This is a genomic window from Novosphingobium chloroacetimidivorans (assembly GCF_014204535.1).
Classification (GTDB): Bacteria; Pseudomonadota; Alphaproteobacteria; order Sphingomonadales; family Sphingomonadaceae; genus Novosphingobium; species Novosphingobium chloroacetimidivorans.
In genome coordinates, this window is the sequence record NZ_JACHLR010000010.1 from 26,202 (window position 1) to 49,160 (window position 22,959).

Annotated in this window: 26 protein-coding genes and 1 pseudogene; 19 read left to right on the forward strand and 8 right to left on the reverse strand. The window is 62.5% G+C overall.

Annotated elements, in window-relative coordinates; translation table 11 throughout:
- Positions 1-3: 3 nt before the first annotated feature.
- From mobF to HNO88_RS12355, 12 genes are all read left to right on the forward strand, one after another.
- Positions 4-2,982, forward strand: a complete 2,979-nt coding sequence (gene mobF / locus HNO88_RS12300) for a MobF family relaxase (RefSeq protein WP_184245572.1) — start codon at positions 4-6, stop codon at positions 2,980-2,982.
- The gene (locus tag HNO88_RS12305; protein WP_184245575.1) at positions 2,979-3,317 is read left to right on the forward strand and encodes a hypothetical protein; all 339 of its coding nucleotides are present in this window, start codon (positions 2,979-2,981) and stop codon (positions 3,315-3,317) included. Before mobF ends, HNO88_RS12305 begins: the two co-directional genes overlap by 4 nt.
- Complete coding sequence (locus tag HNO88_RS12310; protein WP_184245578.1) at positions 3,301-3,534, forward strand: hypothetical protein; 234 nt, start codon at positions 3,301-3,303, stop codon at positions 3,532-3,534. The genes HNO88_RS12305 and HNO88_RS12310 overlap by 17 nt, the downstream gene beginning before the upstream one ends.
- Complete coding sequence (locus HNO88_RS12315) at positions 3,527-4,057, forward strand: DUF2726 domain-containing protein (RefSeq protein WP_184245582.1); 531 nt, start codon at positions 3,527-3,529, stop codon at positions 4,055-4,057. The genes HNO88_RS12310 and HNO88_RS12315 overlap by 8 nt, the downstream gene beginning before the upstream one ends.
- Complete coding sequence (locus HNO88_RS12320; RefSeq protein WP_184245586.1) at positions 4,041-4,196, forward strand: hypothetical protein; 156 nt, start codon at positions 4,041-4,043, stop codon at positions 4,194-4,196. The genes HNO88_RS12315 and HNO88_RS12320 overlap by 17 nt, the downstream gene beginning before the upstream one ends.
- A gap of 23 nt (positions 4,197-4,219) precedes the next feature.
- On the forward strand, positions 4,220-4,993 hold the full coding sequence (locus tag HNO88_RS12325; RefSeq protein ID WP_246381667.1) for a hypothetical protein: 774 nt from the start codon (positions 4,220-4,222) through the stop codon (positions 4,991-4,993).
- A gap of 10 nt (positions 4,994-5,003) precedes the next feature.
- On the forward strand, positions 5,004-5,204 hold the full coding sequence (locus HNO88_RS12330; protein WP_184245589.1) for a hypothetical protein: 201 nt from the start codon (positions 5,004-5,006) through the stop codon (positions 5,202-5,204).
- A gap of 14 nt (positions 5,205-5,218) precedes the next feature.
- Entirely contained in the window at positions 5,219-6,034 is an 816-nt protein-coding gene (locus tag HNO88_RS12335; protein ID WP_184245592.1) for a CsgG/HfaB family protein, read from the forward strand.
- A gap of 58 nt (positions 6,035-6,092) precedes the next feature.
- Positions 6,093-6,437, forward strand: coding sequence for a hypothetical protein (locus tag HNO88_RS12340; protein ID WP_184245595.1), 345 nt, complete (start codon positions 6,093-6,095; stop codon positions 6,435-6,437).
- Between the two features lies 1 nt (position 6,438).
- Entirely contained in the window at positions 6,439-6,705 is a 267-nt protein-coding gene (locus tag HNO88_RS12345; RefSeq protein WP_184245598.1) for a DUF5818 domain-containing protein, read from the forward strand.
- Positions 6,702-7,145, forward strand: coding sequence for a hypothetical protein (locus HNO88_RS12350; RefSeq protein ID WP_184245601.1), 444 nt, complete (start codon positions 6,702-6,704; stop codon positions 7,143-7,145). Before HNO88_RS12345 ends, HNO88_RS12350 begins: the two co-directional genes overlap by 4 nt.
- Positions 7,146-7,224: 79 nt before the next feature.
- The gene (locus HNO88_RS12355; RefSeq protein WP_184245604.1) at positions 7,225-7,812 is read left to right on the forward strand and encodes a UPF0149 family protein; all 588 of its coding nucleotides are present in this window, start codon (positions 7,225-7,227) and stop codon (positions 7,810-7,812) included.
- Here HNO88_RS12355 and HNO88_RS12360 read toward each other — a convergent pair.
- Together HNO88_RS12360 and HNO88_RS12365 are read right to left on the reverse strand one after the other, a co-directional pair.
- Positions 7,807-8,289: a hypothetical protein gene (locus tag HNO88_RS12360; RefSeq protein WP_184245607.1), complete on the reverse strand. Its 483-nt coding sequence runs from the start codon at positions 8,287-8,289 to the stop codon at positions 7,807-7,809. The genes HNO88_RS12355 and HNO88_RS12360 overlap by 6 nt on opposite strands.
- Before the next feature lie 70 nt (positions 8,290-8,359).
- Positions 8,360-8,863, reverse strand: a complete 504-nt coding sequence (locus HNO88_RS12365) for a helix-turn-helix transcriptional regulator (protein ID WP_246381669.1) — start codon at positions 8,861-8,863, stop codon at positions 8,360-8,362.
- A 288-nt stretch (positions 8,864-9,151) separates the two neighbouring features.
- Between HNO88_RS12365 and HNO88_RS23000 the strand changes: the two genes are divergently transcribed.
- From HNO88_RS23000 to HNO88_RS12380, 3 genes are all read left to right on the forward strand, one after another.
- On the forward strand, positions 9,152-9,421 hold the full coding sequence (locus HNO88_RS23000; protein ID WP_184245610.1) for a helix-turn-helix domain-containing protein: 270 nt from the start codon (positions 9,152-9,154) through the stop codon (positions 9,419-9,421).
- A 72-nt stretch (positions 9,422-9,493) separates the two neighbouring features.
- Positions 9,494-9,718 carry a hypothetical protein gene (locus tag HNO88_RS12375; protein WP_246381734.1) on the forward strand — a complete coding sequence of 75 codons (225 nt, stop codon included), beginning with the start codon at positions 9,494-9,496 and terminating at the stop codon, positions 9,716-9,718.
- Positions 9,719-9,721: 3 nt separating this feature from the next.
- Complete coding sequence (locus tag HNO88_RS12380) at positions 9,722-10,438, forward strand: hypothetical protein (protein WP_184245613.1); 717 nt, start codon at positions 9,722-9,724, stop codon at positions 10,436-10,438.
- Between the two features lie 682 nt (positions 10,439-11,120).
- Here HNO88_RS12380 and HNO88_RS12385 read toward each other — a convergent pair.
- On the reverse strand, positions 11,121-12,236 hold the full coding sequence (locus HNO88_RS12385; protein WP_312857069.1) for a ThuA domain-containing protein: 1,116 nt from the start codon (positions 12,234-12,236) through the stop codon (positions 11,121-11,123).
- Positions 12,237-12,597: 361 nt separating this feature from the next.
- Here HNO88_RS12385 and HNO88_RS12390 point away from each other — a divergent pair, with 361 nt between their 5' ends.
- Together HNO88_RS12390 and HNO88_RS12395 are read left to right on the forward strand one after the other, a co-directional pair.
- Positions 12,598-12,834, forward strand: a complete 237-nt coding sequence (locus tag HNO88_RS12390) for a hypothetical protein (RefSeq protein ID WP_184245616.1) — start codon at positions 12,598-12,600, stop codon at positions 12,832-12,834.
- 267 nt (positions 12,835-13,101) lie between these two features.
- The gene (locus HNO88_RS12395) at positions 13,102-13,809 is read left to right on the forward strand and encodes a FadR/GntR family transcriptional regulator (RefSeq protein ID WP_184245619.1); all 708 of its coding nucleotides are present in this window, start codon (positions 13,102-13,104) and stop codon (positions 13,807-13,809) included.
- Here HNO88_RS12395 and HNO88_RS12400 read toward each other — a convergent pair.
- From HNO88_RS12400 to HNO88_RS12425, 5 genes and pseudogenes are all read right to left on the reverse strand, one after another.
- Complete coding sequence (locus HNO88_RS12400) at positions 13,772-14,167, reverse strand: hypothetical protein (RefSeq protein WP_184245623.1); 396 nt, start codon at positions 14,165-14,167, stop codon at positions 13,772-13,774. The genes HNO88_RS12395 and HNO88_RS12400 overlap by 38 nt on opposite strands.
- Entirely contained in the window at positions 14,160-14,408 is a 249-nt protein-coding gene (locus tag HNO88_RS12405) for a beta-xylosidase family glycoside hydrolase (protein WP_184245626.1), read from the reverse strand. The genes HNO88_RS12400 and HNO88_RS12405 overlap by 8 nt, the downstream gene beginning before the upstream one ends.
- Positions 14,399-14,839 (reverse strand): annotated as a pseudogene (locus HNO88_RS22855) (family 43 glycosylhydrolase); the annotation flags it as partial. The gene HNO88_RS12405 and the pseudogene HNO88_RS22855, both read right to left, overlap by 10 nt.
- Positions 14,836-17,070, reverse strand: a complete 2,235-nt coding sequence (locus HNO88_RS12420) for a glycoside hydrolase family 2 TIM barrel-domain containing protein (RefSeq protein ID WP_512698570.1) — start codon at positions 17,068-17,070, stop codon at positions 14,836-14,838. The gene HNO88_RS12420 and the pseudogene HNO88_RS22855, both read right to left, overlap by 4 nt.
- Positions 17,071-17,345: 275 nt before the next feature.
- Positions 17,346-17,633, reverse strand: coding sequence for a hypothetical protein (locus tag HNO88_RS12425; protein ID WP_184245635.1), 288 nt, complete (start codon positions 17,631-17,633; stop codon positions 17,346-17,348).
- Positions 17,634-18,072: 439 nt separating this feature from the next.
- Between HNO88_RS12425 and HNO88_RS12430 the strand changes: the two genes are divergently transcribed.
- On the forward strand, positions 18,073-20,487 hold the full coding sequence (locus HNO88_RS12430; RefSeq protein ID WP_246381673.1) for a TonB-dependent receptor: 2,415 nt from the start codon (positions 18,073-18,075) through the stop codon (positions 20,485-20,487).
- A gap of 159 nt (positions 20,488-20,646) precedes the next feature.
- Entirely contained in the window at positions 20,647-22,959 is a 2,313-nt protein-coding gene (bglX, locus tag HNO88_RS12435) for a beta-glucosidase BglX (protein WP_246381675.1), read from the forward strand.

The following is a 22,959-nucleotide window of genomic DNA, read 5'->3' on the forward strand; positions in this document are numbered from 1 at the left end:
GCGATGCACTCGATTGCGACGGTCCGATCGGCTGCAGGTGCCGCGAGCTACTTCGCCAAGGACGACTACTACACCGGGGAACATGCCGAAGGTGTCAGCGCGTGGGGCGGGGCCGGTGCCAAGGACCTTGGTCTTCGCGGCGAGGTGGACAAGGACGCCTTCGAGAACCTGCTGAACAGCAAGCTGCCTGATGGCACCATCGTCAACGCGACCGAGAACCGACGTGCTGGTCTCGACCTGACCTTCTCCGCTCCCAAGAGCGTCAGCATCCTGGCTCTTGTCACCGGCGACAAGCGGATTCTGGCTGCTCAGGAGAAGGCGGTCCTCGCCGCGATGAAGATGATCGAGAGCAAGCACGCAGAGGCCCGGGACTACTCTCAAGGCCGCAATGGTGAGCCGGTGCGAACCGGCAATCTCGTATATGCGACGTTCCAGCACGACACCTCGCGCAAGCTCGACCCTCAGCTGCACACTCACGCCGTCGTGGCCGCGATCACCAAGCTTGGCCAGGGCACATGGAAGGCGCTCTGGAATGGCGAGATCTGGAAGAACAACACCGTTATAGGGTCTACGTACCATGCCGCGCTCCGTGCTGAGTTGGAGAAGATCGGCTACCGCACCGAGATCACCGGCAAGCACGGGCAGTTCGAGATCAAGGGGGTCCCGAAGCCCATCATCGACGAGTTCAGCCAGCGACGGCAGGACATCCTTGCCAAAGCCGAGCAGCTGGGAAAGGGACGGGGCGATACCGAGACCTTGCGCGAGATCACCAAGCGCACGCGCGACGACAAGCTGAACGTCGAGGACCGCGCTGCCCTGGGTCAGTCATGGCGGGAGCGGGCTACGGAGCTAGGCTTCGATGGCAGCAACCTGGTCGCCGAGGCAAAGGCTCGTGCGAGCGGACCGGATCGCTACGCCGAGCGGGAAGCGGGGACGCTCTCAGGCATGCGCGAGCTCTATGCGCAGCTGCGCGATACGCTAGGCGAGTACCTCAGACCAAGGGATCCTCTGACCACCAACGGCCTGGCGCGCAGCTTGCTCTCGCCGGCAGACCTCAGAACCGAGATGGCGGTGGCGTCGGCCGTCCGCATCCTTGGCCAACGCGAGGCCGCCTTCGATCCCGGCCGGGTCGCCAAGCAGGCGCTCGACCTTGGGATCAAGGGCGTCACCTTCGACCGGGTCGATGCGCGCATCGACAAGCTGCTGGAGAGCGGCGAACTCATCGCCGGGAAGTCTGACCGCCATGATGGCGTGTTCACCCTCGTCACCACCCCAGACCACATCGCGCAAGAGCGCAAGCTCCTTGCCGGCATCGACGAGGGCAGAAGGGCGAGTTCGGTCATCGTCCCGGCAGCGCAAGCCACCGACCGGCTCCAGGCCGTCGCCGGCGATCGGCCGCTCAATGGCGAGCAGCTCGGCGCCGCCATTCTCGCGCTCTCCAGTACCGACCGCACCGTCGTGGTCCAAGGCGTCGCTGGCGCTGGCAAGACAACCCTGATCGAGACCCTGGCCAAGGTCGCCCACGAAGAAGGCAGGGACGTCGTCGGCCTCGCGCTAGCCAACAAGATGGTTAACATGCTCAAGGACGAGGCAGGGATCCCGGCACAGACCGTATCGTCCTTCGTCAACGACCACCTGCGCGGCGCCCTGCGCGGTGAGGGTCCGCGCTTCGAGGCGTCGAGCGAGGCGCTGCGCGGCAAGGTCCTGGTCCTCGACGAGGCTTCGCTTGTCGCCAACGAGCAGATGAACAACCTCGTCACGATCGCCAATGCGCTGGAGGTCGATCGGCTCGTGCTGATAGGCGACCGCAAGCAGCTGCAGCCGATTGACGCAGGCAAGGCCTTCAGCCTCGTCCAGAGCCATGATCCCTCCATGGCCCGGCTCGATACGAGCCAACGCCAGATGACCGACCACATGAAGGCGGTCGCGACCCTGACCGGACAAGGCCAGTTTCGCGCCGCATTCGAGGTCTTGGGCGAGCGGGTGATCCAGGCCGGCGATCAGATGCTTCCGATCGCCGCCAAGATGTGGCTCGATCTTTCCGCGCAGGACCGGGAGCGAACCGCCGTCTACTCGTCCGGCCGCGATGCCCGCTCGGAACTGAACAAGACGATCCAGTCTGGCCTGCGCGACGAAGGCACGATCAAGGGCGAGGGCAGGGCGCTCACGACGCTCACCGCCGTCAACACCGAGCGCGAGCTCCTGAGATACCCTGCGACCTACAAGCGCGGGCAGGTGATCGAGGTGTTCGCCAGGAACGGCCCGTCAGGGCTCGATCGCGGCCGCTACGAGGTGAAGCGGGTCGATGACCAGGGCAAGGTCCATCTCACCGACGAGCAGGGCAACAAGCTGCGCCTCGACCCCAAGAAAATGGACCCCAGCGACGATCGCGACCCTTTCACGCTGCTCGAGAAGGACCGGGTAAAGCTTCATGAGGGCGACCGGATCTTCTGGAACGCCACCGACAAGCAGCGGGGGCTCGACAATGCTGCCAGCGCCAAGGTGCTGCACGTCGATGCCGATACCGTGCGGGTTCAGACCGCCAACGGCGCCATCGTCGATCTCGCATCGGGCGACCGCATGCTGGAGCGGCTTGGCCTCGCTTACGCGATCAACATGAATCAGGCCCAAGGCATGACGACCGACAAGGGCATCGGCACCATGAACTCGAACGAGCTTCATTTATCGAACCAGCGCCTCGGCCACGTCATGGCGACCCGTGTCCGCGAGGACATCACGATCGTCACCAACGACAGCCAGGCCCTGCTGCGCACGATCGACCGCAACCCGGGCAACAAGATGAGTGCGCTCGAGGCGATCGGCGAGAAGGTTATCGATCCGATCCGGTCGCCGCAAGCTGCCGGCGCGCCGCCGATCGTCGCAAGGCCCACCATCGATCGCGAAACGCTGCGCGCGCAGCCTAAGGCCCCGATCACACCGCAGCTGCCTGTGCCCGAGAAGGGCCTGGACCTCAGCCTGTGACCGCGCCTGCCCTGCATCTATGGTCGCAATGGGACCGCCTGGCTCAGACCTGGATCGAGCGCGCGTGCGATCCGCAGACCAGCACGGCCCGGGTCTGCACCGCGATGATCGAGCGCCTGCAGCGCACCGAGCAGCTGCAGGAGTGGATGCTCGCCGTCCTATGCGGAATGGCTCTCATCGCTCTCTGGACGATGTGGGAGCTCGCCCGGCGCCGATCGCGTCAGGCCATCGCGGCACAAGCTGCCGAGGCCGGCCCCGCAGGCCCCGATCCCGACCATCGCGTCCCACCAAACCATTTCCTGCCAATCGGAGGTAAGCATGTCCGCCGACGCTAATAGCCTCATCGCGCCCGTCCACGACGGAATCGAGCTTGTCGTGCCGGAGCCGCGGCGCCGGCGCATCGTCCCGCCTGATCCCGAAATGCTCATGGCACTGTGGAAGGGCGTGTGGAGCACGTTCATCACCGTCTTCACGCTGAGCGGCCTGCTCTTCGCCTGTGCGCAGGAAGACCCGCCTGCGAAGCCCAGGCAGGCGGTAAGCCGCGATGGGTAACGCCGACCTCATCCACTCCTTGCTGCCCGTCTTGGCGATCCTGGGCGCGGTTCTGGTGCTCAAGGGGCTGTTCGGTGGCTTCGGCGCCGCGACGCTGCCTGTCCGGCCGATGCCGCTCATGACGCCCACCGAGCGGCGCACGTTCGGCTACATCGAGGACGCGCTCCCGTGGGCGAGGATCCACGCCCAGGTTTCGATGGGCGCGATAATGGCCCCCAAGGCGGGGCTGAACCGGTCCAAGGCTACGACGGTGCGCAATCGCTTCTCCAGCAAGCGCATCGACTACGTCGTCGAAGATCGGGCCAGCGGCGCGATCGTCATGCTGATCGAGCTCGACGATCGCTCGCACCGGGCAGAGCAGGATGCGCGGCGCGATCGTATGACCGGCGCGGCCGGCTACTTCACGCTGCGGCTCCCCGCTTCGGAGAAGCCGACCGCGCACAGCGTGCGCCGGCATCTCGCCGCTGCCTTTGACCTGCAGCCGCAGCTTCAGGCGGGAGGTGGCCGTGTACGCCATCATTGACCGCCAGACCGGCCAGCAGATCGGCAAGCCGTACAAGAACAAGAACCGGGCCAGAACACGCCGGGACAAACTCGACCTCGCCTATGGCGGATACAAGCACTTCGTGCGCGACCTCGACACGATGAAGTCACTGACATGACAGGCGGAACAGGGGGAACAGCCATGGCACTTGATGATCGCGATTACATGCGACCCAACCAAAATCGCTGGAATGCCAAGCGATGGAACGACCGAAAAACCCGTGTCGAGTTGGATGACAGCAAGCCGCTCGGAAGCGCGAGCTGGATCGGGCAGGATCCAAGCGAGGCGGTCAAAAGCAAGCACCCCGGGTTTGCAGGCTCGCCCAAGCCCAAGGGTAAGGCAGGACCCTGGTTCGAGCCCAAGAACCGGGGCTTCGACTACCAGAAGAACCGGTGGCGTCCTGGCCAAGCGAAGAGCCGGCCTGCCTGGCTCAGCTATCTCCCACTCGGGCTCGGCGCGCTACTGATCGCAATTCCGATGTTCGGAGATGGGAAGCGCCATGGCTGGCTTCCCGACGTCGAGCGGGAGGTGACGTTCCCGAATTCCGGGAGCGTGACCGTCGCGCGAGATCTCAGCATGAAGCGCGTGACCAGCTCGCTCGTTGTCCAAACTTCCGACGCCAATGCCGTCGTGCAGCTATACGATCCCGAGACCCACCAGCATGTCTTCTCGGTTTACGTCCACGGCAACGACCGTGTGCGCGTGCCGGTGCCGCGCGGCACCTACGAGATGCGGCTGATCGAGGGCATGAAGTGGCATGGCCCTGAGCGCTTCTTCGGCCGCAACACCGCCTACGAAACTGTCGCCCGGCCCATGGTCTTCGAGCACCGCGGCGGCAACGGCATCGACCTAAGACGCCGGCCGCATGGCGGGCTGCCTACCCTTCAAATGATGAGTGATCCCGACAAACTCTAGGAGAACTAGCATGAGCTTTGACTTTGATGATGCCGGCAACTTCGGCTCGCGCCGCGAGGCCGAGGAATGGGCCAAGCGCAACAACATCGATCCGCGTGACCTGCACATCCGCGAGGACAGCAGAGGGTGCGACGTTGGCGTGCGCCGATCCGCCATCCCCAGCGGCGGCTTCGACGATGCCGACAAGCGCCGCAAAGACGGCTTCTTCTAAAAGGATCCTTAGCCATGCGAACACACTTCCTGGTGGCAGCGATGACCGCTGTCCTCGCTGTTCAACCCGCCAACGCGCAGAGGCTGGGCAAGGGCGGCATGGGCGTCGATGAGACTGCCGAGTTGCCTCGGTGCAGTAAGCCGCTCGGCAGCATCGCCCTCGTCGAGGACAAGGGCGCACCCAAAGTCGAGGATCAGCTGCCCCCCGGCATGCGCGCCCTCATGCAAATGGCCGAGCGCCAGAATGGCGGACCCACCAAGGTCGACCCACTTCCGGTCCTCAAGCTGCTCACGGCCCAGTCCAACTGCTTCGCGCTGGTCGAGCGCGGGGCCGCCTTTGATGCTTTGCAGCGTGAACGCGAACTCGCCGCAGGCGGCAGCGTCGCGAACGGTACCGCCCTGAACAAGGCTACGTTGCGCGCGGCCGACTACCTCCTGAGCGCTTCCGTTCTCTACTCCGATGGCAACAGCGGTGGCGGTGGCGGCGGGATCGGCGGGGCCTTCGGCTCGGCGGTCGGCCTCAAGACGAAGACCCTGCAGAGCCAGGTGATGCTGACCATAGTCGAGGTTCAGACCGGCCTGCAGGTGGCAGTAGCCACCGGCTCAGCGCGCAAGCGCGACATCACCGTTGCAGGTGGCGGCCTGCTGCTGGACCTGGGCGTCGGCGCGCTCGGAGGTGCCTACACCAGCACGCCAGTGGGCCTTGTGACCGCTCATGCCGTGCTGGACGCGTACCGCAAGATCGCACGCAACGTGCAGGCGCGCACGGACCCTCCAGGATCCGCCACCGCTCCCACGAGCCCCGCCGCGCCTCAGCCAACCGCTCCCTAGCTACTTAACACAAATCAATCTCGGCTGAACTTAGCTGCCGATCGCAAGGACCATCCCTATGAAGACCATTATCTCCCTCACCGCTCTCGCTCTCGCCGCCGTCAGCACGCCGGCGATGGCCCAAACCTTCGAGAAACAGGAACAGCGCGCCAGTGCCGCTGTCGAACAGATGAAGGCGCAGGCCGCCAATCTGCAGCAGGCAGCCAATGGCGCGAGCCTCGCCGAGATGCAGGCGCGCTTCAACAAGCCCTCGGCCGAGCACTGCAATGAGCATGATGGCAGTTGCGAGCACTGCGCCGACAAGGATTGCGCTGACTGTCCCGAGCACCAGGCGGGGAAGGGTGACTGCCCCGATTGCTTTGATGAGGCCGCTGGCCTCTGCAAGGAAAAGGGGCACGGGTAACATGATCGCCCGCGAGGTGCGCCGCCACGACGACGGCGCCATCCCGCCCGTGCCGGCAGAAAGGTCGAGCACGCGGCTGCGCGTCACGGGCAAGTTGCAGCTCGCCCAGCGGGGGCCGGTGCTACTGACGGATGACGGGGCCTGGCTACTTGAGACCGAAAAGGATCTCAGATCGCTTGTCGGGCAGACGATCGTCGCAGAGGGCGAGCGTCATGGCCTCGATCACCTCCGCGTCGATTACGCTGCCCCGGCGCGAGACAGGCCATGAACATGGCATCGGTGCCGCGCACGACCTGCCCATACTGCCGACGAGTTCTGTCGCCTTGGCGGCATCGTCGACTGTTTGGCCTTTGCGGTGAGTGCCACCGGCCGCTCGCGCTTGTGCCAGATTTCTTCCGACCTCCCGCGTACAGGATCTGGAACCTGCTCGGCATCGTCTACGTCGTGACGCTCCCGATCATCGGTGGCGCACTTATCTCCCTTGCGATCGGGGATCTTCCGCCCCGCGAGCTTGTCACCGTCGTCTCTCTCGTGCTGCTGCTTTGGGGGGCGACGGATCTATGGGACGGATATGCCGGCATCCGAACCCATATGGTCCGGACCCGAACGCGCGTTCTTGAGAACAGCGCAGCCGTCCGGGTCTCAGCCTGGAAGGCTCTGGCCGGCGCGGCGGCGCTGGTAATTGGAATTACCGGATTATCGATTTAGCGCTTCTATCCGGACAAGCGTCTAGCGCTTCCATAGGCTGACCCGATAAGCACCATTCGAGGTGATGGAACGAAACCGTATGGCTTGGCAGGATTACGAAGCTTGGCGTGCAGGCGAACAGGGTGACGAACCCGAAGTCCCGCTTGTGGACGGGGTCTTGTCCGGCGCCGTCGTTAGCCTGCGCAGCTTTCCCGATGAGCAATGGATTGCGACGATCGTCGGCGAACCAGCTCTTAATGCCAAACCCGGAACACTCCAGGGGCGAGCGGTCGCGCACCTCAAACATAGGATGGCGGAGATTCGCGCCGCGCTGACCGAAGATCAGAACGGCTACACGCCGCTTTTGACGGTGACAGAGGAGGGCGACTTCGACCTCACTGCCTGGGCAACAGGATTCATCGAAGCAATCGCGCCTGATCTGGAGACCTGGGCTTACGTGCTCGCGCACAAGCCAGAGGGTGGCCTTCTGGGTCTCTTGGGATCGCATGCAGTGGGCACGATGGGAGAAGCGGTCAAAACACGCATTTCTCAAGATGCCGATCGGGATGTCCTTCTTGCCGCCAGCGAGCGATCATGGGAGTTCATCCCGCAACTCGTGAAGGCTCTCTATGACAAGAAGCTTGAGCTCGCCGCGCCACCGGGATGGTCCACTACGCCGGCTTCATAGCTTCCCGCGCTTCCGGCTTATCGCTGCCCAGTCCTGCCATGGTGGATCAGTCTCACCCCGCCTACGCGAGGCGATGCACAGGATCGTCGCCCCGAGCATCAGTATCAAGATCGATGCCGTGGGTGCGCCCCGGATGAGTGCGTAGGCTTCCCGCGAGACAGAGAGCGACGCCCACCTTGCGAAGTGTGCGCTAAGGCAAAGGAGCTGCAGCGCCGCTGCCCAAAGCGGCCAGATCCGTCGTGCATAAAGCGCCAGTGTTCCGAAGCAGATGAACCCGATGATATCGGCTCCGAGGGACGCCACATCGACAGAGGTGAACTGACTAGGCACGATCCTCTCCATGGTCAGCTGATAGGCGGCCATGGCCACGATCGAGGCGACACCCAATCGCTCCGGCGCGTCACCCTTCCAAAGAACGACGACAAACGTCGCGGCCATGAAGACCTGATAGGGAAGGACAAGCTCGCTCAGCTCCACGGCTTGGCCTGAAGCACGAGGAAACGAATGGTACCATGCTTCGGCGCAGTGGTGGGCGGCGAGGCGGGGCTCACAACATGCGACCCAACGAGTCCGCGATGGCCAGCGTTGCCGCGATCGTGACCGCAATCGTCGCCGCGAAAATGAACACCAGCGCCCACCGTCCCATCTTCCCCAACCGCTCGTCTACCAGCTGCAGCCCAAAGGTCCGCTCGGCGCTCTGCGAATGGGCCGCTGGGCCGACGGACGGAGGATCGACAACGAGGTTCATTTCGCTTGGCGAGGGGACATCCTCACCTACCGAGATTGTCGAAGCTTCGTCGATGCCCTCCGAACCATATGTGGTTTTTCCACATATGGCCTGCAGCTCCGTGTACTGTCGAACAGTGTCCTTACGGTTGAGCGTTCCCCACTTGTCACGCACGGATGCGATCCGCTGATCGACGGTGTTAGGCGCGAGATTCAACTCGCGGGCGATCTCTTTGGTGGTGAGGTGGCGGAGGAGCAGATCCAGCACCTCTGTCTGCTTGGAGGTCAGCTGGTCCAGCATTTCTGCCGCCTGTTGCTGGCTCAACAAGGTTGCGGGTCCCTTTCTCTCGCTCGGCGTTGCATCCTGGCAAGACCTGAAAACGGACTCACATGTAAAGCAGTGTGAAGCGTCACGTTGGTTAACAGATACTAATAAGTGGCGGTTCCGTTCAGGTGATATCAGGGTGATCACATATGTGGAAGAACCACATGCATATGGGGAAGAACCACACAACAGCTCATCCTGCCTTGACCGTCTACCTGTCTCAGAGAGATCATGCATTATCTGCTAATGCGTCGCACTGTAGCATCCGTGCACCAAGAGAGAGGGCTCATGGCTCAATCCCAAAGTTCGGGCAGGTTCCAAGGTTCGCCTGAACGCACAAACACGTTGCCTCCCGGACCACCACTTGCACGATTGAGCCGACGCGAGCGCGACGTTCTTGATCTTCTTCTGCAGTGCAAGACGTCGAACGAGATTGCTGCCAGCCTCGAGATACCCCCACACGAAGTCGAGCCAGGCCTGGAGATAGCACGGTCGAAGCTCAGAGCACGGTCGCGGGCAGAGCTGGTGCTGATCTATTCACGCTCGCTCGGTCGCTAAGCATCGTCGCGGTATCACTGACCTGCTTTTCTAAGCATCTCAGCAATTCGCCTTGCGCTGCGTGTCGCGGAGGTGAACGTTCCGATCGACATTGCCTACATTGACCACATGGCAACGATCATGAGAACCGACGAACAGCGCCGGGCCGGCGCCGCCGCGCGAAAGGTCGGCGGCTATTCAGAACTGATCCGCCTCGAGACCGAACGTCGGGCGGCAAAGGGTGCAGGGCGCGTTGTTAAAGACGGTGTCAGCTGGCGGTATTCCTTCGCTCCCACCAGCTCGTCCGCGAAGAAGTAATCCGTGCCTCTCACGCTGGGCTTTCTCACCAGCGTCCTGATCCTGTTGCCTGGCCTCGTGGCCTTGGCGACCTTCAACCTTCGTGTCGGACGAGCAGGGGCGCGCCGGCCCGAGCAATCCCTCACCGCTATAAGCGCGCTCGTGGCGGTCACCATCGTGGCCGTCATGACCCACTACGTAGGCTGGGTCGTCGCCGCGGCAGCGATCGACGCCGCGATTGCCATCCATGACGCATGGCACGTTGATCTGGGTCCTGCTGTGCCCAATCCGATCGCCACGTTCTTTACCGCGGTCACCAACGCGACGCCGATCACCCCGAACGAGGCCATCGCGCCGGCAGCACTCCTCCTGCTTGAGGTCTTCGCCATCATCGGCTTCGTTGGTAGTGACAGCTTCGATCTACTCGTCGATCGCATGGATTGGAGCGGTCAAGGCTGGGTGTTCCAGCACAACGCGTCCCGCCCAGAACGGCTTTGCACCCATCGGTCACGTCTTCACATCGACGGTGGGTGGAGCCTACGGCATCGCCTACAAGGGCGTCGTCATCGACGCGCGACACGGTACCAATGGCGAGCTTCTATCAGTCGCGCTCGCACGCCCCGAGCGGTTCCGAAGCAGGCTGACGAGGCGGGTAAAGACGATCCGGAAAGCGGGTTCGAGTTGGCCCATGATTGGGTAGGGCAGCAGCTCCCGCCCAAAAACCGGATGATGCGCGCCTGATCGTCTCGGTTTTGTAAGAAAGGGATCCTGCCCCGTCGGCTTCGACCGAGTACGCCATCAATGAGGGGCAGACGAAAGTTTCCGCCAGTGCGGCGGAGCGCAAGGGCATTCAACCGTTCGTCGCGCTCAGCGTGGAGGGCCGCAATGCGATCATGGTGAAGTAGAGCAGCCGGTCAAATTCGCTGGAGAGCTCTCTTTCGCGCCAGGTGCCGGGTACGTTACGTCGGCGGAACGGGGCTTCGCCGGAGACGGCTCGTTCTCGCAGGCGGCAAAGGTGGCTCGACGGCGCCGCTCTATGCGAAACGAAGCGTCGCACACGTTCAATGCACCCGGCACGGTCTACGTCGGCGTGTGCGCCGCTTCCCACCGAGAGGGCGAGATGGCCAATTCGTATCGGCGAATACAGAACCTAGACCGGGCGCGTGTCATTGTGCGGTAACGGAAGCGGCATCGGTCGTGCTGCACCGGGTGGATACTAAAAGCGAGAAGACCTACCGCGACGTGAGTGATCGTCTGTGGCGATAGTAGTCGCTGGTAAGATGAACCAATTGTAAGCAAACACTATCCTCATGATTGCTCGTTAGTTGGGCTGCGAACCGCAGATGCGATGTTCCCAAGCCACGCTAACAGCAACGTCATCCTTGCTGATCGTGGAACCGCTCGGACCAGTTCACGTCCGTGCTCATCGCTTACACGATCCTTGCTTGCGCCGATCCGCCGCCCACGCGACTGCGGCCTCAAGCATGTGGACATAGTTGGGCGCGCTGTAGGTCTCTGGCCGATGTCCAATGGCGGAATAGAACATTCGGCCCTTGCCGATGCATTTCGTCCAGGCGATCGGATGGTCCCCCATTCGCAAGTCGACTTTGCTATGGCCGACGGGCGAATAGGTCCGCTCGTCCAGCGTGGCGAGGACCTGCGCGCCGCTGGACCTTGGGTTTGTTCTGAACGAATACCACTCGTCGTTCATCACCCACTCCGCAGGCACCGCCGTGGAGAGCGGGTGGTGTGGCTCCGTCGCGATCCGAGCTTGCTGAAACTGCGGCGCCATCGGATGCGCAAGGAACCGCGCGCCGATCAGCGTATCTGCGTACCAGTCCCAGAACGTGACCGGATCGCCGGCCGAGCCGTGAATGCCGATGAATGCGCCGCCTTTCTCGATCCAGTTTTTGAAGGCGCTACGCTGCGCAAGTGTCAGCACATCGCCGCTGACGTTGTTCCAGATCACCGCATCGAACTGGCGCAGGATCGCCGGGTTCATGGCGCCGCCGCTGGTCGTGGAAACGATGGCCCAACCCTGGCGACCCGCCATCTCCAGGAAAGCGGCATGCGCCGCCTCGACCGAGGGTGTATCCTCGAACCCGTTGATCTTTTCGAACAACAGCAGGCGCGGCTTGCCGACAGGCATGTTGAAGCGCGGCACATCGTTGTCGTAGCGGGCGCAGCGGGCGCGCTTGTCATCCTCGGTCACCGGAATGGCCCTGAGTTCGCGATCGAGCGCGGTCAGTTTATCCGGTTCAATCCCGCCGAGCCCGGAAGCGTTGCGCAGCGATACGATGGCGGCGAAGCTCGGCGCAGTCGTACCGGCGAAGCTTGCCGGAAGGCGCGTGAAGCGATCGGGGCCAAGGCGTCTCACCACGTCGGTCGCCGCAGGGCTGAGAAGCACGTCAATCAAAGGCGAGTCGATCGAAAATGGAGACTCCCGCAAGGGACAGTCTACCACCGGTGCGGCCATGGCGGGAACGGCAGCAAGTGTCAAAGCCAGTGCGGCGGCGAGCATGGTCGACCGGCGCGTCACGCCCGCGCCTCCGCAGACGCGGTCATAACGGGGCGGAAGGCGCTTGCCATGATCAGCGGGCCGGGCACGATCACATCCGATGACCCGCGTGCTTGATGATAATCGTATGCGTGTAGCTCAGTCCGACGCCGCACATGAAGAAGAGCCTGGTCAGCAGAACCGGTGACCTTCGATCGGCTCGGTGTGCCTGTCGTTGAAGCGACCATCTGGCCGCTCGGTGCCGCGATAAGTCCCGCCATGTTCGCTCTCCCATGTAGTCTATCTTTTGTAGGAGTATATAACCCATCATCACAGATCAATCGAGTGATCAGATCATGATGTCGAAGTCAGGCGAGCGATAGGCGAAGCCGCGATCGGCGGCTTGGTTGACACCCCCGATACTGTGGACACGCTGGCGCTCTTTATGGCGCGTTACCTGAACTTCGGCCTGAGCCAGCAGGAGCTGCGCTACGGCGGCTGCACATCGGCACCGCTCAGACCGGTAGCGGCTTTTCGCCCTGCAACGGTTAACTCTGGTGCTCGCCAGCTGCGTGGCGATGGAGTCCGCGAGGTCGGCGGCACTGCGCTGAAGTTCCCGGTTCTGGTATCGACCTCGTGAGGCTGGTGGCGGTGTTCGGCGCCTTGATCATACCACTCGCCTCGGCAGCCAGCGGTGACATCGTCCCATCGCTTGCGGCAGGATCGCCAACAAGGAGCAAGTGACACCTCAAGAGCGTAAGTACGCAAATCTCCACGATCGGTTTGTCGTCGTTGCACGATCTTGCGACATCAAACGTGGACCTCGCCCCATTGCGACTGGTAGCAGATGCCTCGATGTGCGGGAGGATCGAGCAGGTCGCACCGCTCGACGATTAGGAGTGAATTGATGGCGAAGCGCGGCGACGAAAAGGCGGAGCGGCTGCATCAGCTAATCGCCCGCCAGATCGGTACCGCGATCCTCTCGGGCAAATACGAGCCGGGAGCACCCTTCGACGGTGAAATTGAGCAATCTGCTGCGCTTGGTGTCTCCCGTACTGCGTACCGCGAAGCGATGCGCATCCTGATCTCAAAGGGCATGGTTGAGAGCCGTCCTAAGGCGGGCACCCATGTCACCGACCGGGCGAAATGGAACTTGCTCGATCCCGAGATGCTCGCCTGGATGTTCGGGCAGGAGCCGGACGAGCGCTTCGTGCGCGATTTGTTCGAGCTGCGCGGGGTTCTAGAGCCCGCCGCCGCCGAACTCGCCGCTATGCGCCGGACGCCAGAGCAGCTCGCGGCCATGGCCGAATGCGTAGGAACGATGGCACGCGTCGGCCTGGCACGAGATGCGGGACAGGAGGCGGATCGGCAGTTTCACCGGGTGCTGCTTGAAGCCACTGAGAACGAGGCCTTCATGTCGCTAAGCGGCTCGATCGAGGCTGCGGTCCAATGGACTACCCGCTTCAAGCAAATGGCCCGCTTTTCACCGCGCGACCCCGTGCCTGACCACCAGGCGGTCTATGACGCCATTGCCAGGGGGGATGCTCGCGCCGCCGGGGAAGCCATGCGCGTGCTGCTCAACCTCGCTTTGGGTGACATGGGCCGCGCCGCTTAGCCGCCGGGCTTGACCTGGAACCGGTCAACGTCAATCGCGCCTGCTCGGCCGAGCGGATTGAAGGTGAACGGCCAGGCCGTGCTCCCTTCCACCAGCCGTAGAACGCAAGCCTGCAGGCTGGCTCCGCCATGGTGAAGGTCTTCGCTCCGTCGAGGCTGTAGCTGTACGTCACCGCCCCTTCCGCATTTACCCGGGTTTGCACTACGATCCGGTCCAGGCCGGTGGGCAGATCGGCCAGCGTCCGGTCAATGCTGGCGCGGGATAGCACCAGGTTGACCTTGTCGCCTGCGCGCACCACCCCGATCCAACTCGGCTGCGCGTTGAACATCGTCAGCCCCGCCCGTTGGCCATCAGCCATCCGGTCCCAGCATGACGCTTGCCGTGTAGGTGGAGGCCGGACCGACGAGCACTTGCGTCAGTGTGTTGCGCGCCCGCACGATTTGGTTGGCGGGCAGGGCGTTGAGACGGAGGAAGCCGCGGTGCTCGCTAAGGCTCCAGGCGGTGTTGTCGAGATTGTGGTTCCAAGCCCATTGCAGTCCCAGGTGGCGCGGGGATCCTCGTAGCCTGGGCCGGCGATCACTCGCGTGGGTTGGCTCCAAGGGCCCTCAGGGCGGGAGCCGGTTGCTATGAACACGCCTTCGTCGGGCGTGGCCCAGTAGACAAAGAAACGGCCGCCATGCTCGCAAATCGATGGCGCTCAAGGCGCTCCGCCGTAGCCTGTGCCGCAGGTGGCGGCATCCGTGAGGGCGACGGGCAGGCTGAGGTTGTACGCCGGTGTGTCCGACAGCTAGGGCAGAACATGGGCAACGATGGTCCAGTGGACAAGATCCGTCAAGCGCAGGATCGGCAAGCCGGGCGACAAGTGGAAGCTCGAGGACACGAGGTAGTACGCCTCACCACGACGGATAACATCCGGGTCCGAGAAATCGGCGTGAAGCACCGGGCTCTCGTACGTCGTCGCCGGCGCGCGCCACCCGTGCTGGACGGGTAGGAGTGCGCCGGTGGCTATCAGCAGTGCGAAACGCTTCATGCCAGCATGGTGCTGACGGATGCTGCGGGTAGTCCTCGGCTCGTTGCCTTCATCGTGACCATGCCTCCGGTGGTCCCTCGTAGGATCGCCAGTGCCCGCCCACGGAATGTCCGCGCCTGGGAAGCGCGCAACGAACCCACAGCTCGCGGATTGGCGCTGCCGAACGCCGCCAGTTCCGCTGCTCCGCAAAGGTCCAGCGAGACCATACGCTCGTCCTCGGGCAGCACGCGGCCTTGTGCGTCGACTACTTCGATACGGGCATAAGCGAGTGCCTCGCGTCCCTTGCGACGCGAAGGGCCCTCCATGACGATGCGCAAGGCGGCAGCCGGTCCGACCGTCTCCAGCTTGCGCCGCGCGACTTCACGCCCGCCAACGAAGGCGACCGCCTCCAGCGTGCCGGCGGCGTAAGGCACGGTCGCCTCGATGGTGTGCTTGTCGTCGGCGCTGAGGGTTTTCTCGTCGACCATCTTGCCGTTGTGGAGCAGCTGCACCTTCTGCGCGCGGGTATAGGCGCGCACCGTTATCTGTTTGCCCTCCTGGCCTGGCCAGTTCCAGCTGGCAACTTCGTCGGGCCAGCCCCAGTTGGCGGCCCAGGGATAAGTCCCTTCGGGTGCAGGACGCGCCGCGACCAGTTCCAGCGGGCTCAGCCCCCAAGCCACGTCGCGGGCGAGCGAGGCCGCCTTCTGCTGACCAATCAGGTCGAGATCGCCGCACCAGGCGTTCACCCAAGGCCAGGCCGCGAAGTAGAATGGCGGATTGCCCTTCTTCAGGAACGCCGTCGCTCCCAGTCCCGCCTCGCCGATGTAGTCCATTGCCGTCCACAGGAACTCGCCCAGGAAGTAGGGTGCGCGCTCGCTCAGCGCGGCATAGTCGAACACCTCGCGCGCGAAGGTCTCCGAGGCATAGACCACGCGCTCGGGATGGGTGACGTGCTCGGGCTCGATGTCCTCGAGCCGGTAGTTGTAGCCGGGTACGTCGATGAACAGAGTGGAAGCATTGTCGACCTTACCCGCGCGGCCAGGCCGAGCGGTCCCGGCAGCGACAACCATCTCCTGGCCAAGCACACCGTTGAGGCCCGCCGTCACGGGCCGGGTGGGGTCGATCTGCTTCACGGCGTTGGCGAGCTTCCACTCCCACTCGACACCCTCGTCGGTCGCGCGAGAGGGTATCTCGTTACCGATGCTCCACATGATGATCGAGGGGCTGTTGCGCCTCGACAGTACCATCGCCTCGATCACTTCGCGCCAATAGTCGCGGAAGTGAGTTGCAAAGTCCTGCGGCTCCTTGCTCTCGTGCCAGGCATCAAATGCCTCCTCGATCACCAGCATGCCCAGGCGGTCGCAAGCGTCACGCAGCGTTTGCGAAGAGGGATTGTGCGAGCTGCGGATGGCGTTAAAGCCGCGCGCCTTAAGCAGTCCAATGCGACGCTCGTCGGCATCGCCATAGGCGCAGGCACCCAGGAGACCATTGTCGTGATGGATGCAGCCGCCTCGCACTTTCGTGGGCTTGCCGTTGATCGACATGCCGCGCTGGGGATCGAAGGTGACGATGCGCACGCCGAAGAGTTGCTCCAGCCGATCAATCACAATGCCGCCACGCAGCAGTTCGGTCTCGAGTGTGTAGAGGTTCGGCTCATCCGGCGACCACAGGCGTGGGCCCTTGAGCTTTAGCATCTGTTCGACTTGCGCCGAGCCGGGGGAGCGCGCTTCCGCTGCTACTGCACCCGATCCGTCGCGCAGCCGCGTGATTACTTCCAGTCCTTGCGCTTGCTCAATCACGGTTTTCACCACTACGTCGGCCCGTCCGTTCGCAAAACGCCGCGTCCAAGCAGAGACGCCCCAATGCGCGATGCGGCCAGTGGCGGGCAGCACGTTCAGCGTGACAGGGCGGTAGATGCCCGAGCCGGCATACCAGCGCGTATTGCGCCCTTCGTTGCGGACGCGCACGGCAATGACGTTGTCGCTGGCCCGGTTGATCTGCGGCGTGAGATCGAGCGCAAATGGAATGTAACCATGCACGCTCCCGCCCACTCGGGTACCATTGAGGTAGACATCGCATTCCAGATAGACGCCGTCAAAGTGCAGTTCGAAGCGCGCATCGACAGGGTAGGCGTCGAGGCGGAAGTGCTTGCGATACCAGCCCTCGCCCCCGACGGTGAAGCCGGTGGCGCCTTTGCCGATCGCCTTCTTGTCGAAGGGACCGATCTGGTCGGGTCCCGCGCTACCGGGCAAGTCTTCGACGCTCCAATCGTGCGGGAGGTCGAGCTTGCGCCAAGCGGAGTCGTCGAAGGAACGCGCCTCGGCTCCTAGAGCGCTACCGCGGAAGAACCGCCAATCGCCATCGAACGAGATGCCTCTGAGCGGCCATCGATTGCGTTGTTCGTCCAACTTTCCGACTTCAGCGGTCTGCGAAGCTGCTGCGGTAATAGGGAGGAGTGCGGTTCCAGCGGCGAGGATCAAGGTCGTGCGGCGATCGGTTGTGGTGAGTGGACGTCGTCCGAGGCTCGTCATGCGACCTCTCCCAATGCTTTCAATTGCTCGTCGATGCGCTTCAGCGGTTCAGGCTGCACGACGCCGAACACCAGCAGCGAGGCCAACGAGAAGTTGCCGAGGTGCACCTGAAGCTGCTCGTTGCCGATCCGGCGATCCATGCCGGGGATCTCTTTGTTGACGATCGCCCAAGCTGCAGGGATCGACTGAAGCACCGCGATCGGCGTGTCATGGGAGGAAAGCACGCGAGGGATACGACGCGGCGCAATGTAGGCCTTCGCCGGAGGGTAATGCGGGGCGTCCAAGGTAGATGTCCTTCCTGGATGTCGATGTTGAGCAGGAACATGCCGATTTGCTGAAAAAGAAGGCAGGCGACCGCACGTGTCCGAGGCAATGCGCCACGCCTGTCACGGGCTATCGGAGCGCCCGTCCGCGAATAACTCAGAGTTCATGCTTGCATTAAAAGCTACTCCGTGTAGTTCTATGCTCGCTAAGCGGTAAGTCAAGCCGCGGCGATGTGGGTGAGAGCATGAGGGCAAACGTCAACGGATCATCAATCACGTCAGCGCATCGAACGGCATTCTCGGGTCTGTGAGATGATCGGCGTCGATGGCCGGGCCATACGCGCGCTCTGATCTCGCCTCATGTTCCAAGTTGCGCCGCATATGCCTTACACAACATGGTCTGAGTTATATCCGTAAGGAAAGTTACAATTGGGAGGGTACAATGAGGACTGTTTGTAAGTTGTTGCTCGCGTCGGCGAGCATTTCTGCCATTTCGACGCCGACACTAGCTCAAGTCGTTGGTAATGATGAAGTCAGCGGGCCCGATAATACGATCATCGTTCAGGCCCGCCGTCGCGACGAAGACGTTCAGGACGTTCCGGCGGTCGTTGATTCCGTGACCTCGGAGCAAATCGCCAAGCTCAACTTCCGCGATTTTCGCGAGGTCCAGAACGTCGTCCCTGGCCTTGAGCTGACAACGGAGTCGAACGGCGTTGGTGGCAGCGCCAAGCTGCGCGGCGTCAACTTCGACGTGAACGCGAGCGGCTTCAACGCTACTGTCCAGTTCTACATGAACGACGCGCCGATCACCGCCGGCCTCGTACTTCAGCAGATGTTCGACGTCGGACAGATCGACGTGCAGCGCGGTCCGCAAGGCACCCTTCGCGGAATCGCTTCGCCCTCAGGCTCAATCACCGTCACCACCCGCAAGCCCGACCTTTACGAAGCTGGCGGCACGGTCGACATGACCGCCAACGACATCGGCACGCTCAACTTTCGTGGCGCGTTCGGTCTGCCGATCATCGAGGGCATCGCCGCGATCCGCGTAGCCGGTGTTATCGATCAGAACGAATTGAACCGGGTCAAGACGATCAATTCTAACTTCGGCGGTCGCGATCCTTCCGCAAGCACAGAAGCGGGTCGCGTCTCTGCCATCGTACAACCGGCTGACTGGCTGAAGTTTGAAGGCGTCTATCAGCACATGGATCGGCGCGTGCGCAGCTACGATCAGGTGGCTTCGTTCAGCGAAGTGAACCCGGCTGCGCTGCCCAGCCCCGTGTACATCGACACTAGCGACCGCCTTAGCGATCAAGTCGATCCGACTCGGATCCATCAAAAGTACAACATTTACAACTGGCGTGTCGAAGCTGGTGCGCTGGGGCAGCAGCTGATCTATCAAGGTGGCTATTCCACGCAAGACGTGCAGTCGCGCACTACGCTCGACTCCGCAGTGGTGTTTCCGGGCCGCAACGTATTTCAGGACACGGACAGTCGCTCCAAGTCGACCTCCCACGAAGTCCGCTTGCAGAACCAGGATCGTCTGTTCGACTTCCTCGACTACGTCGTCGGTTACTTCCAGCAGCGGAACAGTGCTCCCACCGATCTTCTGCGTCGCACCGCCGTGCGGCTGCCGGTGGCGTTCGGTGGTGGTCTGGCAACGATCGTCGACACGCCGATCGAACGTCGTGGCGTAAGCAAGGAGCGCTCGTTTTTCGGCAACCTGACAGCTCACCTGGGTTCGGCGACCGAAATCTCGGGCGGCTTGCGTCACATCGACTATGAGTCGAATAACACCTTGGCGGTGGGTGGGCCGATCATCGCCCGCGACGGACAAGACGAGAAGAAGTGGATCTATACCGGGTCCATCAAGCACAATTTCTCGCCGGACTTCATGGTTTATGCCAGCACCGGCAGCTCCTTCCGTCCCGGCATCAACGTGGTAGGTAACTTCAACATCGTGCCATCGGCGTTGGAGCGCAGCTTTAGCAACCTGCCGGCTGAAACGTCGAAGTCGTACGAAGTCGGCTTTAAGAGCACGATGCTTGACGGTCGCATGAACCTCAACGTCACCGCCTACCATCAAACGTTCAAGAACTATCCTTATCGTCCGACGAACGGCGTATTCTTCGTCAACACGGCGGCCGTGCGCAACGCCACCGGCCAAGTGACCGGCGTGCGTCAGGAAGTAGCGCAATTTAACTTCGTCGGTGCCGTGCCGGTCGAGGTCAATGGCGTCGAAGGCGATCTAAACTTCAAGGTCTCGGATCGCTGGAACCTGGGCCTGGTCGCCAGCTACTCGCTGGGCAAGATCAAGGATGGCACCATCCCTTGCACCGACATCAACCAAGACGGCAATCCTGACCTGGTCACAACCGCACCGACCCTGGCTGCGCTGCAAGGCGTGACTGGCGCGAACAACCTTTCAACCTGTCAGACCTCGATCCGTTCGGGTCTTCAGGCACCGTTCTCGGCCTCGCTGCAGAGCGAGTACCGCATCCCGATTTCGGATCGCGTCGACGGTTACCTGCGTGGCTTGGCGTCGTACAATGGCAAGTCGCAGGCTGACCCGACCAGCCGCTTCGACAATGTCGGCGGCTATGCCCTCGTCAACCTCTACGCGGGTATCCGCGATCCAGAGGGCAACTGGGAAGTCGCGCTTTTCGCCAAGAACCTGTTCGAAACCGAAAAGGCCCTGTCGCGTGGTGCGCCGCTGGTCACCAACTATCAGCAGCTTGGATTTGGTGGCTTTGGTCCGACGGGTCCAATCCTGACCGGCCCGACCAGCGCCAGCACCACCAGCACCTACACGGGCATCACGATGACCCCGCCGCGCGAATTCGGCCTGAACGTACGTTATTCGTTCGGCTCGCGCTGACGATATCGACTGATCGATGGGAGCGGTGGCGGAAAATCCGCCACCGCTCCCGTCATTTTCCCGTCGGGTCGGACCACACCGGCCAGACAAAAACATCATGGCTCCGCATCAGACCGGATCGCGGCGAGCGGACCAGAAGAATTCAGGAGCTCGTGGATCATGCGCCGTCTTGCCAAGACTTTCGCAGTAGGCCTGATGTTAGGCTGCGCGCTCCTGCCAGCGATCGCTCCCGCCAATTCCAGCATGCCTGCGTCAACAGCGCTCTCTCCGAATGACGCGGCGATCGACAACCGTGTCAACGAACTCCTCAACAGGATGACCATTGAAGAAAAGGCGGGACAACTCAGTGTATTCTTTTACGTAGCTCAAGTTCCTGCTTATGCCGACGTGGTGAACAAGCAGATTGCTGCCGGACATGCCGGTGCCGTGTTGTTCACCACCGATCCTGCAGCACTTAACCGCGCACAGAAGATTGCAGTCGAACAGACGCGAATGAAGATTCCGCTTTTGGTTGGGTTCGACGTCATCCACGGACTGCACACGATCTTTCCAGTTCCCCTCGGCCTCGCCGCGACATGGGACCCGGCGTTGGTCGAGAAATCGCAGGCAGTTGCCGCCGCGGAGGCTCGGGCAGTTGGCGTTCATTGGACATTCGCCCCCAATGTAGACGTTACCCTCGACCCCCGATGGGGGCGCATCGTCGAGGGTGCGGGCGAGGATCCTTACCTCGGCTCGGCCATGGCGCGAGCGCAAGTGCGCGGCTTTCAAGGGTCTTACATCGGTGCTCCAAACCGCATCATCGCAGGCCCCAAACATTTTGCAGCTTACGGCGCGTCGATGGGTGGACGTGACTATGACGAGGTCGAGGTCTCTGCCAGTCAACTGCGTAACCTGTATTTTCCGCCCTTCAAAGCTGCAGTCGATGCTGGCGCAGGAAACATCATGGCTGCTTACATGCCGATCAACGGGGTACCGGCTGCAAGCAATCGATGGTTGCTGCATGACGTGCTTCGTCGCGAGTGGGGCTTTAAAGGCTGGGTTACGAGCGACAACGCGGGAGTGAATTCGCTCGTCACGCATGGCGTGGCCAGCGACAGTACCGATGCGGCCATTAAGGCCTTGCAAGGCGGCACGAACATGGAAATGGTCTCTGCAGGCCAAGCGTCGGACATGGCCAAAATACCGGCCGCAATCGCCGCGGGTAAGGTGACGAGCGCAGAGCTTGATGCCATGGTACGCCCAATTCTAGCCGCCAAGTTCCGGATGGGCCTCTTCGACAATCCTTATGTGAACGAAGCACATGCGGCCAAGGTTTGGACCGATCCAGCGAACGCAACCGCTGCAAGGATCGCTGCGGAACGTTCCGCAGTGTTGTTGCGAAACACCAATCGGCTTTTGCCGATAGATGCCGGAAAACTTAGGTCGCTGGCAGTTATTGGGCCTTTGGCTGATTCGGCGCGCGATGTGCTCGGTTCCTGGATATTCAGTTTCAATAAGCCGAGCAGCAACAGCATCCTGAGCGGCATACGAAGCAAGGTTGGCGGTCAAGTTAAGGTGCTCTACTCGGAAGGCGTGCGCATTCCGCCAAGGTTGCATCCGTCCGGCTTCGATATGATGGATGCCAGAACGCAGGTCAGAAAGCCGCCGCTAGATGAGACCGCCGAGATCGCCCGCGCGGTGGAACTTGCCAAACAGTCGGAAGTCGCGATCCTAGTATTGGGCGAAGCACAGAATCAAAGCGGCGAGAACGCCTCGCGCTCCTCGTTCGAACTGCCCGGCCGCCAGCGTGAACTGCTGGACGCCGTCACCGCCACCGGCAAGCCCGTCGTCGTCGTGCTGATGAGCGCACGGCCCTTGTCGATCCAGGACAGCAAGGCAGGCGCCATCCTCGACATCTGGTATCCGGGTAGCCAGGGCGCGGCAGCGACGGCGAACCTGCTGTTCGGCGATGCGACACCAGGGGGAAAGCTACCGATCAGCTGGCTGCGCAGCGCCTCGCAAGCGCCGATGACGTACGCTCGGCTTCCCTCCTTCGCGCCCAAGGACGCCTTCAAGCGATACCAGGAGGTAAGCAATGAGCCAGCCTGGCCGTTCGGCTTCGGGCTGAGCTATACCAGCTTCGGCTACTCCGATCTGAAGGTCGCGTCGTCCGCGATCAAGCCCGGTGAAAGCACGACGGTGACGGTGATCGTGACCAACACCGGACGTCGTGCGGGCGACGAAGTGGCGCAGCTCTACATCCACCAGCGCGTGGGATCGACCTCGCGGCCGATGCGCGAGCTGAAGGGCTTTCAGCGCATCGCGCTCAAGCCGGGCGAAAAGCGCAAGGTGACTTTCAAACTCGGCCCCGACGAACTGCGATACTGGAGCGCGGCGGCAAAGGACTGGGTGCAGGAGCCATCGGTGTTTGACGTCTGGGTGGGGGGGGACTCCGCCGCGGCGTTGGCCGGTACTTTCGAGGTGAGACCATGA